Genomic DNA, 16,005 nt, shown 5'->3' with positions numbered 1-16,005 from the left:
TCCGCCGCCCGCTGCCGTGTGCGGTCCGTGGTCAGGAGCGGGCGAAGGACGTCATCCCGTGGCGCTCGGCGTTGACCAGGACGGCCATGTTGCCCGTCGGGTGGGCGTTGTCGTACAGCATCTGGTGGGCCGGGCCGATGTCCTCGAAGGTGCCGCAGTAGTGGACACAGGGGTCGATGCGGCCCGTGCCGACGAGGTTGATGACCTCGCGGTTCTGCGTCGTGTCCGAGCCGTGCGAGCCCTGCAGCCGCTTGCTGCGCATCCACAGGTAGCGCAGGTCGACATCGCCGTTGTAGCCGCTGGTGCCGCCGCAGATGGCGACCATGCCGCCGTAGTCGCAGACGAAGATCGAGGTGGGCAGGGTGTCCTGGCCGGAGTGTTCGAGGACGATCCGGGGCGCCCGGCGCTCGCCGAGGATCTCCCAGATCTTCTTGCCGAACCGGCGGGCCTCCGCGCTCCATGCCTCGGTGGCCGCCGTGTCGGCGACGTCGGGCAGCCGGCCCCAGTGGCCGAACTCCTTGCGGTTGATGAAGCCTTCGGCGCCCAGCTCCACGCAGAACCGGCCGCGCTCCTCGTCGGAGACCACGGCGATCGGGATGCCGCCGCGGAACCGGACGATCTGGATGGCCATGGAGCCGAGGCCGCCGGCACCGCCCCAGATGAGGACCGGGTCGCCCGGGCGGACGGTGTGCGGCTCCCAGCCGCACAGCTGCCGGTAGGCGGTGGCGGCGGTGACGATGAAGCTGCCGGCGTTCTCCCAGGACAGGGAGGCGGGCTTGGGGTGGCACTGGTACTCGTCGACCAGGGCGTACTGCGCGAACGAGCCGTAATTGGTCTCGTAGCCCCAGGCCTGGAGGGACTTGGACCACAGCGGGTCGGCGCCCAGGCGGATGTCCTGGGCGGTCTCGTCCCACTTGGCGCCCGACATGATGACCTCGTCGCCGACCTTCACGTCCTTGACGCCCTCGCCGACGGCCCAGACGACGCCGGAGCCGTCGGTGCCGCCGATGTGGAAGTCCTCGGTGGCGCCGAACATCTTCTGCCGCATCCCGATCACGTCGATCGGCGTGCCGAGTGACGCCCACACGTTGTTGTAGTTGATGCCGGCGGCCATGACGTACACCAGCACCTGGCCGCGGCCCGGGCGGGGCGTGTCGACGACCTCGGTGCGAAAGGCCTCCTTCGGCTCTCCGAAGCGGTTCTGCCGAATGACCGACGCATACATCCGTTCCGGGACTTCACCGAGCGGAGGAATCTCTCCGACTTCATACAGAGACTTGGACACGTCCACCATTCCCAAGGTGTCGATGGCGAATGCCGATGGTCGGCGAGAATTCGATCCCATTCACTCGGCCAATGTCATCGCCGCCCGGGACCGTTGGCATCGCACGCTATCCGCGCCGCGAGAGACGGGACAACCCCCTAAACTCCCCTAGGGAAAGCCGGATTAACCGTTTCATGGCCCGGTCAACGGTAAATCGACGGTCAATTGGCGAGGCCCGCTTCCCCGCCGGGTCGGCGGGGAAGCGGGCCTCGGCCGCGTCCGGTGTCCTTCGTCCGGCCGGTCCGGTACGTCAGAGCGTCAGCATGAGTCCGCAGGCGACCGCCAGCCCCTCCTGTACGCCCACGGAGTGCACCGCCCTCGTGTCCAGTTCCGTACCGGGGAACATCCGGCCCGGGGCCAGCGCGCGTACCGCCTGTCCCAGCGGCGCCACCCGGGTGGCGAGGTCGGCGAGGCGGCGCAGCTCGGCCATGGAGTGGCCGTCGTCCGTCCACGGCTCCAGGTAGACGTCCCGCAGCCGGGCCAGCACCGCCGACGCGTCGTCGCCGAACCGCCGGCGGACCGCCCGCGCCACCACGACGAGGCTCGCGAAGGGGTGGGCGACCGACGCCGCGTCCCAGTCGTGGAAGACGAAGCGGCCGCCGTCGGCGCGGAAGAGCTGGCCGTCCTGGAGGTCGGCGTGGTCGAGCGTCGCCGGGATGCCGGCGGCCTCCAGCTCGGCGCACCACTGGGCGAAACGCGGGGCCAGGCCGGACAGGGAGGTGTGCACCGCGTCGTCGAGTCCGCCCGTGCGGTGGGTGAGCAGGCCCAGGACCGGGGCGAGGCCCGAGGGCCGCAGGTCGGGCAGGCCGAAGGACAGCAGTTCCTCGCGGTGGGCGGCGACGGCGCGCTGGAGCACCGCGTACTGCACCAGAAGGTCCTCCCAGGCCTTGACGTCGCCGGACGTCCCGCCGAGCGCGACCTGTTCGCCGCCGTCGGGGAAGAGCGTCCAGCCGCGCCCGGTGTCCGCGGCGACGGGTTCCAGGACCTGGCCGGGCACCCAGGAGTGCAGGGCCCCGGCGAGCGCCGGTTCGAAGCGGGAGGCGGCGGGGTTCGCCTTGAACCACACGCGGGTGCCCCCTTCGACCGGCACCTGGACCAGCACCGACCAGGGCCGCAGCCGTACCCGCGGCCCCTCGGCGCCGGACGCGGGCTTCTGGTCGCGCCGGGCCAGTGCCTCCTCCACCCAGGCCAGCACCTCGGCCCGCCACTGGGGGTCCGCCCACGGCGTCACCGCGTCGAAGCCCCCCGTGTCCACACTCCCGTCGTGCCCCCTCATGTCCTCCGCCTCCACAGCGTCCGCACTCACACCGGTCCCCTCTCTCGTTGCTTGCTCGTCCCGGGCGGAGCCCTCACTCCGCCGCTTTCGCGGCGGCTTCGCGCTCGGCCAGCTGGGCCGCGCTCAGTTCGCGCAGCGGTACTTCCTTCAGGAACATCGCGAGGACGGCGGTGACGCACATCAGCAGTCCGCCGATCAGGAACACCCGGTCGGTGGCGGCGTCGAAGGCGTCGCGGAACGGGTCCGCGAGCCGCGGGTCCGCGTCGTCCAGGAACGACGAGTCCTCCAACTGCTTCCGGGTGCCGTCCTTCAGCGCGAAGAACGGCTCGCTGCGCTCGTCGGCGACGACGGCCGGGTCCTCGATGACGGCGGCCACCTCGGGCCGGGCGGCCGTCTCCGACAGCTTCGCCGGCAGCACCCCGAAGAGCACCGACAGGAACGCCGCCACCCCGAACACCCCGGCCACCTGCCGGAAGAAGGTGAGCGATGCGGTGGCCGAGCCGATGTCCGCGACGGGCACGGAGTTCTGGGCGGCGACCATGAGCGTGCGGGTGCAGTTGCCGATGCCGATGCCGAACGCGACCAGGATGACCATGCGCACCCACAGCGGGGTGCCCGCGTCCGTCGCCCGGAAGGCGAACATGCCCACGGCGGTGACCCCCGCACCGATGATCGGGAACGCCTTGTAGCCGCCGCCGCGTTTGAGGACGCGGCTGGACCAGACGGTGGAGATGAAGACGCCCGCCAGCATCGGCAGCATCATCAGGCCCGCCTGCACCGGGGAGTTGTCCACCACGATCTGCAGGTACAGCGGCACCACCGAGATGGCGCCGAACATGCCGCCGCCCACCAGCATCGTGACCGCGATGGCGACGCTGAACGTCGGGACGCGGAACAGGTGCAGGGGGATGAGCGCGTCCTCGCCGAGGCGCCACTCGATCAGCAGGAACGCCAGGAACCCGGCCCCGCCGAGCACCGCGCACGTCAGCGACCAGGGCGCGGTCCAGCCCCGCTGCTGGCCCTGTTCGGCGAGGAGCAGCAGCGGCACGGTGCCGCCGGTGATGGCCGCGGCCCCCCAGTGGTCGATCCGCCGGGAGCGGGCCCGGTGCGGCACGTTGAGCACCCGCAGGATCACGATGAGCGCCACGGCCCCGATGGGCACGTTGATCAGGAAGATCCAGCGCCAGCCGGTGATGCCGAGGACCGCGCCGGCGTCCGAGAACAGTCCGCCGATCAGCGGTCCGAGGAGGCTGGCGGCGAGCCATACCGTCATGGAGCGGCCCTGGTAGCGGGCGCGTTCGCGCGGCGGCACCAGGTCGGCCGTGATCGCCACGGCGACAGCCGTCAGACCGCCGCCGCCGAGTCCCTGGAGCCCGCGGAAGACGGCGAGCTGATGCATCGTCTGGGCCAGGGCGCACGCCAGTGAGCCGGCCACGAAGGTGACGACCGCGACGACGAACAGCGGCTTGCGGCCGTAGATGTCGGAGAGCTTGCCGTACAGCGGGGTCGTGACCGTGGAGGTGATCAGGTAGGCGGTGGTGGCCCAGGCCTGAAGGTGCAGCCCGCCGAGGTCGTCGGCGATGGTCCGGATCGAGGCGCTCATGACCATCTGGTCCAGAGCCGCAAGGAACATGCCCGCCATCAGTCCGGGCATGACCGCAGTGATCAGCCGGTGGGCGCGTTCGCGTTCCTCCTGTGACGCCGGCGAGCCGGAGTCCGACGGCTCCTGGTGCCCCGTTCGCGAGGCTGTCATCGCGTGTGTCTCCCTATATCGGAGTGGTCGGAGTGGGCCGCCGGAGAACGCTTCCCGCAGGCGAACCGGTGCGGCAGGGCACTCAAGAATGAACAGCGCGAATAGGCCGGAACAAGCCCCTACCGCCGTCACCGACCCCCTAATGAAGCCGTCGTGGGCGGCCGGCCCGGGCGCGGCGGGGCACTGGGGCGGCTAGGGGTTGTTCACGTACCCATCGGCGGGCTCAATTGGATAAGTCCGCCGGATTCGGATTCTCCGTGCCCCTTGCCGCGGTGACATTTCTCTTTCCCGTCGGCTTCCCAGCTTCCGGTCCGGGTTTTCGCGCACGGCCCGAGAGGTTTTCTCGATGATGCCAGCCAGTTCTCCTCCGGTGACCATGCTCGTGCCGGATTTCCCGTTCGCGTACGACGACTGGCTCCGCCACCCGGCGGGCCTCGGCTCGCTGCCGCCGGAGCGGTACGGCACCGAGGTCGCCGTCGTCGGCGCCGGCATGGCCGGGATGACCGCCGCCCACGAGCTGCTGCGGCTCGGGCTGCGCCCCGTGGTCCACGAGGTGGAACGGATCGGCGGACGCATGCGCTCCACGCCCTTCCCCCGGCACCCGTCCAGCGTCGCGGAGATGGGCGCGATGCGCTTCCCCGTCTCCTCCCGGGCGCTGTTCCACTACATCGACACGCTGCGGCTCGCGACCCGCCCCTTCCCCAACCCGCTCGCCCCCGGCACGCCGACGACCGTGGTCCACCTCGCCGGGCGCACGCAGTGGGCGCGTGACGCCGACGATCTGCCGCCGGTCCTTCAGGAGGTCTCCACCGCGTGGGAGAAGTCCCTGCAGGAACGCACCGAGCTGTCGGTGATACGGGGCGCGATCCAGGACCGGGACACCCGCACCCTCAAGAGCGTGTGGAACCGCCTGGTCACCGAGTACGACGACATGTCGTTCTGGGGGTTCCTCGCCTCCTCCCCGGCGTTCCGCTCCTTCAGGCACCGCGAGATCTTCGGCCAGGTCGGCTTCGGCAGCGGCGGCTGGGACACCGACTTCCCCAACTCGATGCTGGAGATCCTGCGGGTCGTCTTCACCGAGGCCGACAACAACCACGTCTTGATCGAGGGCGGGGCCGAGCAGCTCCCCCGCGGCCTGTGGCACCGCTCCCCCGAGGACCTCGTCCACTGGCCCGCCGGCACCTCGCTCGCCTCCCTGCACGGCGGCACGCCGAGACCCGGGGTGCGGGCGCTGCGCCGCAGCGGGTCCGGCATCGAGGTGACGGACGCGTCCGGCGCGGTGCGCCCTTACGCGGCCGTGGTGTTCACCCCGCACGTGTGGACGCTGCTGAACCGGATCGACTGCGACCCGTCGCTGTTGTCCACCGACGAGTGGTTCGCCGTCGAACGCACCCACTACATGGGCAGTTCGAAGCTGTTCGTCCTCACCGACCGGCCGTTCTGGCGCGACACCGACCCGCGGACCGGGCGCGAGACGATGGGCATGACCCTCACCGACCGCTCGGCGCGCGGCGTGTACCTCTTCGACGAGGGACCGGACCGGCCGGGCGTGATGTGCCTGTCGTACACGTGGAACGACGACTCGCTGAAGTTCGCGACCCTCTCGCAGCGCGAGCGCCTGGACGTCGTGCTGGCGCGGCTCGCCGACATCTACCCCGGCGTCGACATCCGTTCGCACATCATCGACGGCCCCATCGGCGTCACCTGGGAGAGCGAGCCGCACTTCATGGGGGCCTTCCGCGCCAACCTTCCCGGCCAGTACCGGTACCAGCGGCGGCTGTTCACCCAGTTCGCGCAGGACCGGGCCGATGCCGCGCACGGCGGTCTGTTCCTGTGCGGCGACGACGTCTCCTGGACGCCGGGCTTCGCCGAAGGGGCGGTGACCACCGCGCTGAACGCGGTCTGGGGCGTCCTGCACCGGCTCGGCGGGCGCACCCACGCCGCCAACCCCGGCCCCGGCGACGTCTTCGACGGCCTCGCTCCGGTCGCACTTCCCTACGACTGAAGAACAGGACCCCACCATGGCCCCACACCCACAGGACCACGTGCCGGCCGCCGCGCGCACCGTGACGGAGGCACTGGCGCTGCGCAGCGTCAAGCAGCCGGACGAGACCGCCTATGTGTATCTGCGCGACGGTGAGACGCCCGACGGCGAACTGACCTACCGGCGCCTGGAGTCGGAGGCGCAGGCCCGCGCCGCGGCGCTGTCCGCCGCCGGACTCGGCACCGGCGACAGCGCCGTGCTGCTCTACCCGACCGGCCTGGAGTTCATCCGCACCCTGCTGGGCTGCATGTACGCCCGGGTGGCCGCCGCCCCCGTCCAGGTGCCCACCCGGCGCCGCGGCCTGGAGCGGCTGCGGCGGATCGCCGACGACGCCGGGACGACCACCGTCCTGACCACCGGCGCGGTCAAGCGGGACCTGGAGGAGCGGTTCGCCGGGGTGCCCGAGCTGGCGGGGCTGCGGCTCGTCGACACCGGAACACTGCCCGGGCGGCCGGGCGGGTGGACCGCGCCCGAGCCCGAGCCGCACGACGTGGCGCTGCTCCAGTACACCTCCGGGTCCACCGGGCACCCCAAGGCCGTGCAGGTCTCGCACGCCAACTTCCTGCACAACGTGGCCGAGACCGAGGACGTCTGGCCGACCGGGCCGGACGGCGTGGTCGTCTCCTGGCTGCCGCTCTTCCACGACATGGGCATGCTGTTCGGGGTACTGCTGCCGCTGTGCTCCGGCATCCCGGCGTACCTCATGGAGCCCGCCGCGTTCGTCCGCCGGCCGCTGCGCTGGCTGGAGGCGCTGACCCGGTTCCGCGGCACGCACGCCGCCGCCCCCAGCTTCGCCTACGAGCTGTGCGTGAGCGATCTCGCGGAGAACGGGGCACGCCACCCGCTGGACCTGTCCGCCTGGCGGGTCGCCGCCAACGGTGCCGAGCCGGTGCGCCACCGCTCGGTCAGGGCGTTCACGGAGGCGTTCGCGGCCACCGGATTCGCACCGGAGGCGATGTGCCCCGGCTACGGTCTGGCCGAGAACACCCTGAAGGCCACGGCCTCCCCGTCGGACCGGGTGCCGACGGTGCTGTGGGTCGGCACCGAGGCGCTGATGGAGGGCCGTCTGGAGCTGCTCGCCGAGGGCACGGACGGGGCCCAGCCGCTGATCGGCGCCGGGGCGGCGGCCTCCACGACCCGGGTCCGTATCGTCGACCCGGCCTCCCGCGCCGCCTGCCCGGACGGGCGGATCGGCGAGATCTGGATCGACGGCCCCTGTGTGGCCCTCGGCTACCGGGGCCGGGAGCGGGAGACGCGGGAGACGTTCGGCGCCGAGGTGGCCGGCGAGCCCGGCGGGCCGTATCTGCGCACCGGCGACCTGGGGTTCGTGCACGACGGCGAGCTGTTCGTGGCCGGCCGGCTGAAGGACGTCGTCATCCGCAACGGCCGCAACTTCTATCCGCAGGACATCGAACTGTCCGCCGAGAGCGCGGCCGAGGGGCTGCGGCCCAACTGCGCCGCCGCGTTCTCCGTCGACGACGGCACCGCCGAGCGGCTCGTCGTCGTGGTGGAGACGGACGGCCGGGTGCTGCGCGAGAACGGCGCCGAGCGGCTGCGGGAGAACGTGCGGCGGGCCGTGTACGACGGTCAGCGGCTGCACGTGGACGAGGTCCGCCTCATCCGCCGCGGCACGCTGCCCCGCACGACCAGCGGCAAGGTGCAGCGCCGGGCCTGCCGGGCGCTCCACCTGGCCGGGGAGCTGCCGGAAGCCGCCGCGCGCTGAGCGCCGTACAGCGGGCACGGGCGCGGGCCCGTGGCTGACCGGGGACGGAGCCGTCCGCCGGGAGCCGCGGACCCGCGCCCTTCGTCATGACAGCGGGTAGGTTCGTCACTGCGCGGTGCGCCTGCCAGGACCTGGAGCACGACCTCGGGGGTTTTACGAGTGAGCACGACGGAACGGACGGCCGGGCCGGTTCGGGTGCTGGTCGTCGACGACCAGCAACTGGTCCGTGAGGGGCTGATGTCCCTGCTGGATCTGATGGACGACATCGAGGTCGTCGGCGGCGCCTCGGACGGTGTCGAGGCGGTGCGGCTGGTGGCGGAGACCACCCCGCAGGTGGTGCTGATGGATCTGCGGATGCCGAGAATGGGCGGCGCGGAGGCGACCGCGCGCATCCTCGCCGACCACCCGGACGTGGCGGTGCTCGCGCTGTCCACCTACGCCGACGACGAGTCGATCGCGGCCGCGCTGAACGCGGGGGCGCGCGGCTATCTCACCAAGGACGCCAACCGCGAGCAGATCGCCATGGCGATCCGCAACTCCACCCACGGGCAGTCCACGTTCGACCCGACGGTCACCCGCCGGCTCGCGGCCGCGCTCGCCGCGCCGGCGCCCCCGGTGCCCGCGGACCCCGGCCCGGCGCCCGCGGTGAAGGAGCGGCCCCGCCGGCGGGTCTTCCCGGACGGTCTGACCAACCGGGAGGCCGAGGTGCTGCGGCTGATCGCCGAGGGGCTGAGCAACGCGGAGATCGCCTCCTCGCTGTTCATCGAGGAGACGACCGTCAAGACGCACATCAACAACGCGTTCGCCAAGATCGACGCGCGCAACCGGGCGGACGCGGTGCGCTACGCGTTCCAGAAAGGACTGGCCCGGCCCTGATCGCTCAGGGCCGGGCCGGGGGATGGGGCGGGGACGCCGCCGTTCAGGCGGACGTCGCCGCCCCGTCGCGCGTGGCGGCGGCAGAGCCGGGTACGGGGGGTTTCCCGGCTTCGTCCTGGCCCGCCACGGGCGTCGTGTCCGTACCGGCGGAGTCGCCGGACGGGGTCTGCGGGGCCGGCGGCAGCCGCCGGGCCCGGATGAGGCAGACCACGGTGCGGTAGCCCACCATCGTCATCGCCATCAGGACGAAGAACGCGGCGATGCCCTCCGAACCGAGGTTGTTCTCGATCATGAATGTGCCGACCTTCTCGGAGAACCAGTCGGAGTTCTCCAGCGCCAGCAGGAAGCAGGTCCGCAGGACCAGCACGGCGACCCAGATCAGCAGGTAGGGCCAGCCGGCCCGGGTGTAGACCTTGTACTTCTTCTGCTCGTTGCGGTACACGACCATGTGCCGCATCAGGAAGTAGCCGATGCCGGTGCCGATCAGGATGCCGAGGACGGCGGCCGTGGTGTTGGCGGTGGTGACGGGCGTGCGCTCGTACGTGTCCCAGTACAGGTAGACCGTGAAGCCCATCGACACGCCGAACTTGATCCAGCCGAAGCTGTGCCGGCCGACCTGGGTCAGCATGACGATGGCGAACAGCGCGCCGCTGAGCAGCAGCGCCTCCTGCATGGCGTCACTCATCCGAGCCCCCTTCATCCGCCCCCTGGGCCAGGGGCCTTGCCTTACGGAAGAAAAAGTAGGGCCGGGCTGCGGTGTTTACCTGGGCCCGGCGGTGGAGGTACGGGTCCGGCAAGGAGGGCGGTTTCCTCCACCCACGGGTCCACCCCGGGTGGACCGCCCTCCCGTGCGCTCCCGTTCTCCGGTCAGCCGGCGCTCCGGGCGGCGAGCCAGCGTTCCACCGCGGCGGCGGTGGCGGCGGCGTGCTCCTCCATCATGGAGAAGTGGTCGCCCGGGGTGTCCACGGCGTCGTGCGGGTGCTCCCACCGCGAGCGCCAGTCGTCGCCCGCCTCCCAGGCGGACAGCGGCTCCTCGGCCCGCACCAGCAGCGTCGGGGCGGCGACCGGCTCGGGGTCCCACTGCGCGAAGAGCCGGAAGTAGCCGCCCATCGCGGTCAGCCGCGCGTCGTCCATGGGCAGGAAGCCCGCCGCGTCGCCGCTCATGCCGCCCGCGAGCCGGCTCTCGATCCCGTCGAACGCCTTGCGGCTGGGCGCGTACACGTCCATCAGCACCAGCGCGTCGGGTCCCGCGCCGCGGGTCTCCAGGGCGCGGACCAGGGCGTGGGCGAGCATCCCGCCCGAGGAGTGCGCGGCGATCGCGAACGGCTCCCCGTCCGTGTGGGCGAGCAGCGCGTCCGCCTGTGCCTCGGCGAGCGCCTCGACGCTCGCGGGGAACAGCTCGCCGGGCAGGAACCCGGGCGCCGGCAGCACGGACACGGAGCGCACCTCGCGGAACGCGGCGGCGAACCGCGCGTACTCGTGCGGCCCGGACATCGCCAGGACGGAGGGGATGCACACCAGGGCGGGTCCGGCGGGTCCCTTGGCGAGCCGGACGACGTCGAGTTCGCCGGTCAGCTGGGCGCCGGAGGTGAAGACGGGGCGGAACTCGGAGGCGGCGGACAGCAGTCCGGTGAACTCGGCCAGCCGGTCCAGTTCGACGGCGCGCCGCACCATCGGCCCGAACAGGCTCTCCCCCTGGGCGGTGTGCGCGGCCGGACCGGGCCCGTCGGCCCGCTCGGGTGCGGCGGCCGCGGCGTCGGCGATGTACGCGGCCAGAGCGGCGGGCGTCGGGTTCTCGAAGGCGACCGTCGGCGGCAGCGTCACCCCGACGGCCCGGGACAGCCGGTTGCGCAGTTCGACCGCGGTCAGCGAGTCGAACCCCATTTCCAGGAAGGGCCGTTCGGGGTCGACCAGGGACGCGTCGGGCAGCGCGAGCACGGACGCCACCTGGGTGCGCAGGAACTCCAGCACCACGGCGGGCCGTTCGGCGTCCCCGGCCCGGCCGAGCCGGTCCCGGAAGGCGCGGGCGGCGCCGTCGGCGGACCCGGAGCGCCGCGGCGGCACCCGGATCAGGCCGCGCAGCAGCGGCGGCACCTCGTCCAGGCCGGTGCGCAGGGCGGCGAAGTCGAGCCGCATCGGCACCAGATGACCGCGGTCCGAGGACAGCGCGGCGTCGAAGAGGGCGAGGCCCTCCTCGGTGTCCAGGCCCGCGATGCCGGTGCGCAGCGCCGCCTTCACCTCCTCCTCGTCCCGGTCGCCGGCCATGCCGCTGCGCTCGTTCCACAGTCCCCAGGACAGCGAGACGGCCGGCAGCCCCTGGGCGCGGCGGTCGGCGGCGAGGGCGTCGAGGAAGGCGTTCGCGGCGGCGTAGTTGGCCTGGCCGGGGTTGCCCGCGACGCCCGCCGCGGAGGAGAACAGCACGAACGCCGACAGGTTCCGTTCCCGGGTCAGGTCGTGCAGGTGGAGGGCGGCGTCCACCTTGGGCCGCAGCACGCCGTGCAGCCGCTGCGGTGTCAGCAGGTCCAGCACGCCGTCGTCGAGGACGCCCGCGCTGTGCACCACGGCGGTCAGCGGACGGTCCGCGGGGATCGCGTCGAGCAGCGCGGCGACGGCGTCCCGGTCGGCGGTGTCGCAGGCGGCGAACTCCGCCTCGGCGCCCAGCGCCTCCAGTTCGGCGCGCAGCGCGTCCGCGCCGTTGGCGGCCGGGCCGCGCCGGCTGGTCAGCAGCAGCCGGCGCGCCCCGTGCTCGCGCACCAGGTGGGCGGCGACCAGCGCGCCCAGCGTGCCGGTGGCGCCGGTGACGAGCACGGTGCCCTCGGGGTCGAGGGCGGGCCGGCCGGCTACACCGTCGGAGGTGAGGTCGGGCCGGGCGAGCCGCGGGGCGCTGACGGCGCCCGCGCGGACGGCGGTCTGCGGTTCACCGCTCGCCAGGGCGGCGGCCAGCGCCCGCTCCGACTCGGCGGTGCCGTCGAGGTCGACCAGCGCGAACCGGCCCGGGTGCTCCGACTGCGCGGAGCGCACCAGGCCCCATACGGCGGCCTCGCACAGGCCGGTGACCGGCTCGCCGGGGACGGCGGCCACGGCGTTGCGGGTGAGGAACGCCAGGCGGGTCCCGGCGGCCTGCGGGCAGTTCAGCCAGGCCTGGAGCAGCCGCAGCACCTCCGCGGTGCGCTCGTGCACCGCGGCCGGCTCCACCCCGCCCGGGGCGGTGTGCCCGGTGAGCGGCAGCAGGACCAGTTCGGGGGCGGGCGCGCCGGCCTCCAGCGCGGCGATCAGCGCGTCGAGCGTGTCGTGGCGGGTGGCGGCGCGCAGGGCATCGCCCGGTACGGCGCCGACGACCGCGCAGTCGCCGAGGTCCGCCCGCCCGCCGCCGGGCAGGGGGGTCCAGTCGACGGCGAACAGGGTGTCGTGGTGCCGGCCGGCCGTGGCGCCGATCGTCTCCGGCGCGACATCCCGTACGGCCAGGCCCTCGGCGGACAGCACCGGGATGCCGTCGCCGTCGGCGGCGCGCAGGGAGATCTCGTTCTGCGCGGTCCTGGTCAGCCGGATCCGCAGCCGGGCGGCGCCGTCCAGGTGGCGGGTGACGCCGGTCCACGCGAACGGCAGCCGCAGCCGCACCGATGCGGAGATCTCGGCGCCGACCATGCCGGCGTGCAGGGCGGCGTCCAGCAGGGCGGGGTGCAGTCCGAACGCGGCCGCCTCGGACGCCGCCTGCTCGGGCAGGCTGATCTCGGCGTAGGTGTCGTCGCCGGAGCGCCAGGCGGCCCGCAGCCCCTGGAACACCGGCCCGTAGCCGACGTCGGCGGCGTGCAGCCGGTCGTACAGGCCGTCGGTGACGAGGGGTTCGGCGCCCGCCGGGGGCCAGGCCGTGAAGTCGAAGTCGGGGGCGGCCGGTTCGGGGGCGAGCGCGCCCGTGGCGTGTAGGGTCCACGGCAGGTCGTCGGGGGCGCCGTCGGTGCGGGCGTGCACGGACACGGGGCGCCGGCCGGTGTCGTCGGGCGGGCCGACGACGACCTGGACGGCCGTGCCCGTGTCACCGGTGAGGACCAGCGGCGCGGCGAGGGTGAGCTCGTCGAGCCGGTGGTACCCGGTGCGGTCACCCGCGCACAGGGCCATCTCGACGAACGCGGTGCCCGGCACGAGGACCGTGCCGAGGACGACGTGGTCGGCGAGCCACGGGTGGGTGCGCAGCGACAGCCGCCCGGTCAGCACCGTGTGTTCGGTGTCTGCGACGGTGACGGCGGCCGACAGCAGCGGATGCCCGCCCGGCTGCAGCCCGGCCGCGGACACGTCACCGGCCGCGGGCAGGCTGTCCAGCCAGTAGCGCTCGCGCTGGAACGCGTACGGGGGCAGCTCCGCGCGAGGGCAGTCGACGGGGAAGACGGTGTCCCAGTCGGGCACGACACCGTGGCTCGCGGCCTGGGCGAGCGCGCCGAGGAAGCGGTGCCGGCCGCCCTCGTCACGGCGCAGCGTGGGCACCGGCGCGACGGACACGCCCGCGTCGTCGGCGATGCCCTGGAGCGGGACGGTCAGCACCGGGTGGGGGCTGACCTCGAGGAAGACGCGGTGGCCGTCGGCGAGCATCGCCCGGGCGGCGTCGTTGAACTGCACGGTCTGGCGGGCGTTGCGGTACCAGTACTCCCCGTCCATGTCCGCCGGGTCGATCCGGCCGCCGGTGACCGTCGAGTACAGCGGCAGCTCCGACGGGCCCGGCTCCACGGCCAGCTGGTCGAGGAGCCGCTCGCGCAGCGCCTCCACCTGGGCGGAGTGACCGGCCGCGTCGGCCCCGCGGATCCGGCGGGCCCGGAGCCGGTCCTCCTCGCACGAGGCGACGAAGGCGTCCACGGCGTCCGGGTCGCCGGAGACCACGCAGGCGGCGGGGCCGTTGGCCGCGGCGACCGACAGCCGGCCCTCCCAGCGGGCGATCCGGGACAGCACCTCGTCCTGCCCGGCCAGCACCGACGCCATGGCGCCCTTCCCGGCCAGCGAACACAGCGCCGTGTTCCGGGCGGCGGTGATGCGCGCCGCGTCCCGCAGACCGAGCACCCCCGCCACACAGGCCGCGGCCACCTCGCCCTGGGAGTGCCCGATCACGCCCGCGGGCTCGACGCCGTACGAGCGCCACAGGGCGGCCAGGGACACCATCATGGTGAACAGCACCGGCTGCACCGCGTCGATCCGGTCGAGGGTGGGCGCACCGGGCTCCTGGCGCAGCACGGCCTCGACCGACCAGTCCTGGAACTCGGCGAACGCGGCGTCGCAGGCGGCGACCGACTCGGCGAACACCGGCTCGCTGTCGAGGAGTCCGGCCGCCATGCCGGCCCACTGGGTGCCGTGCCCGGGGAAGACGAACACCGCACGCGCCCCCGGCCGGGCGGTCCCGCGGACCACGTCCCCGGCGGTCTCGTCGTCGGCGAGCAGCGCCAGGCCGCTCATCAGCGTCTCCCGGTCGGCGGCGACGACCGCGCCCCGATGGTCGAACAGCGCCCGGTCGCGGACCAGCGCCCGCCCCACCGCGTACGGGGTGAGGCCGGGGTCGCGGCGCAGGTGGACGCGGAGCGCACGGGCCTGGCCGCGCAGCGCGTCGGGCGTCTTCGCCGACAGCAGCACCGGCACCGGCCCCGCGGGGGCGTCGGCGGCCGGTGCCTCGTCCTCGGCGGGGGGCTGCTCGATGATGGCGTGCGCGTTGGTGCCGCTCAGACCGAACGAGGAGACACCGGCCCGCCGGGGCGCGCCCGTCTCGGGCCACGGGCGGGCCTCGGTCAGCAGCTCGACCCCGCCCGCCGACCAGTCGACCCGGCCGGACGGCTCATCCACGTGGAGCGTCCGGGGCAGCACCCCGTGCCGGATGGCCTGCACCATTTTGATGACGCCCGCGACCCCGGCGGCGGCCTGCGTATGGCCGATGTTCGACTTCAGGGATCCCAGCCACAGCGGCCTGCCCTCGGGCCGGGCCGTGCCGTACGTCGCCAGCAGTGCCTGGGCCTCGATCGGGTCGCCGAGCGTCGTCCCCGTGCCGTGCGCGTCGACCGCGTCGACCTGGTCGGGGCTCAGCCGGGCGTTGGCCAGCGCGGCGAGGATCACATCCCGCTGGGAGGGCCCGCTGGGCGCGGTGAGCCCGTTGGACGCACCGTCCTGGTTGACCGCGGTGCCGCGCACCACGGCCAGCACCCGGTGCCCCCGGCGGCGGGCGTCGGACAGCCGCTCCAGGACGAGCATGCCCGCGCCCTCGGCGAAACCGGTGCCGTCGGCGGACTCCGCGAAGGACTTGCACCGGCCGTCGGGCGCGAGGCCCTGGAGCAGGCTCAGTTCGAAGAACGTCGTCGGCGTGCACATCACCGTGACCCCGCCGGCCAGCGCCAGGGAGCAGTCTCCCTGGCGCAGCGCCTGGACCGCCAGATGCAGCGTCACCAGCGACGACGAGCAGGCCGTGTCGACGGTGAGCGCCGGGCCCTCGAGGCCGAGGGTGTAGGCGATGCGGCCGGAGACGATGCTGCCGGTGCTGCCCGTGCCCAGGAACGGTTCGACGCCCTCGGGCACGGTGGTCAGCGGCGAGACGTAGTCGGAGTTGTTCATCAGCCCGGCGAACACGCCGGTGTCGCTGCCCCGCAGTCCCGTCGGGTCGATGCCCGCGTGCTCGAAGGCCTCCCACGCCACCTCCAGCATCAGCCGGTGCTGCGGGTCCATGGCCGCGGCCTCCCGCGGCGAGATCCCGAAGAACACCGGGTCGAAGCCGGCCACGTCGTCCAGGAAGCCGCCGCTGCGGCAGGTCAGCGGCCGCACGCCGTTGTCGACGTCCCAGCCGCGGTCCGTGGGGAAGGGGACCACACCGTCGCGGCCCTGATCCACCAGGTCCCACAGATCCTCGGCCGACTCGACCCCGCCGGGGAACCGGCAGCCGATCCCGACGATCGCGATCGGCTCGTACGCCTTCGCCTCCTGCTCGCTCAGCCGCTGCCGCGTCTGGTGCAGATCGGCCGTGACCTGCTTGAGGAAGTGTCGCAGTTTC

General features: G+C 73.5%; 7 protein-coding genes and 1 pseudogene. 3 read left to right on the top strand and 5 right to left on the bottom strand.

The window, feature by feature from the left end:
* Positions 1–31 precede the first annotated feature (31 nt).
* From ccrA to AC5L3C_RS24825, 3 genes are all read right to left on the bottom strand, one after another.
* Complete coding sequence (ccrA, locus tag AC5L3C_RS24835; RefSeq protein WP_493650900.1) at positions 32–1,294, bottom strand: crotonyl-CoA carboxylase/reductase; 1,263 nt, start codon at positions 1,292–1,294, stop codon at positions 32–34.
* Between the two features lie 280 nt (positions 1,295–1,574).
* On the bottom strand, positions 1,575–2,630 hold the full coding sequence (locus AC5L3C_RS24830; RefSeq protein WP_493650899.1) for an aminoglycoside phosphotransferase family protein: 1,056 nt from the start codon (positions 2,628–2,630) through the stop codon (positions 1,575–1,577).
* A 43-nt stretch (positions 2,631–2,673) separates the two neighbouring features.
* Positions 2,674–4,353, bottom strand: coding sequence for an MDR family MFS transporter (locus AC5L3C_RS24825; RefSeq protein WP_493650898.1), 1,680 nt, complete (start codon positions 4,351–4,353; stop codon positions 2,674–2,676).
* A gap of 346 nt (positions 4,354–4,699) precedes the next feature.
* Here AC5L3C_RS24825 and AC5L3C_RS24820 point away from each other — a divergent pair, with 346 nt between their 5' ends.
* From AC5L3C_RS24820 to AC5L3C_RS24810, 3 genes are all read left to right on the top strand, one after another.
* Positions 4,700–6,358 carry a flavin monoamine oxidase family protein gene (locus tag AC5L3C_RS24820; protein WP_493650897.1) on the top strand — a complete coding sequence of 553 codons (1,659 nt, stop codon included), beginning with the start codon at positions 4,700–4,702 and terminating at the stop codon, positions 6,356–6,358.
* Positions 6,359–6,374: 16 nt separating this feature from the next.
* Positions 6,375–8,120, top strand: a complete 1,746-nt coding sequence (locus AC5L3C_RS24815) for a fatty acyl-AMP ligase (RefSeq protein ID WP_493650896.1) — start codon at positions 6,375–6,377, stop codon at positions 8,118–8,120.
* Positions 8,121–8,279: 159 nt separating this feature from the next.
* A complete protein-coding gene (locus AC5L3C_RS24810) occupies positions 8,280–8,996 on the top strand; it encodes a response regulator (RefSeq protein ID WP_493650895.1) in 717 nt (238 codons plus the stop codon).
* Positions 8,997–9,039: 43 nt separating this feature from the next.
* On the opposite strand, the gene AC5L3C_RS24805 is transcribed toward AC5L3C_RS24810, so the two are convergent.
* Entirely contained in the window at positions 9,040–9,681 is a 642-nt protein-coding gene (locus AC5L3C_RS24805) for a hypothetical protein (RefSeq protein WP_493650894.1), read from the bottom strand.
* Positions 9,682–9,863: 182 nt separating this feature from the next.
* A pseudogene (locus AC5L3C_RS24800) lies at positions 9,864–15,977 on the bottom strand (type I polyketide synthase); the annotation flags it as partial.
* Between the last annotated feature and the right edge of the window lie 28 nt (positions 15,978–16,005).

This window comes from Streptomyces speibonae (assembly GCF_984686075.1).
Note: the sequence above shows the minus strand (reverse complement) of the source record. Positions and strands in the feature narration are given on the sequence as shown.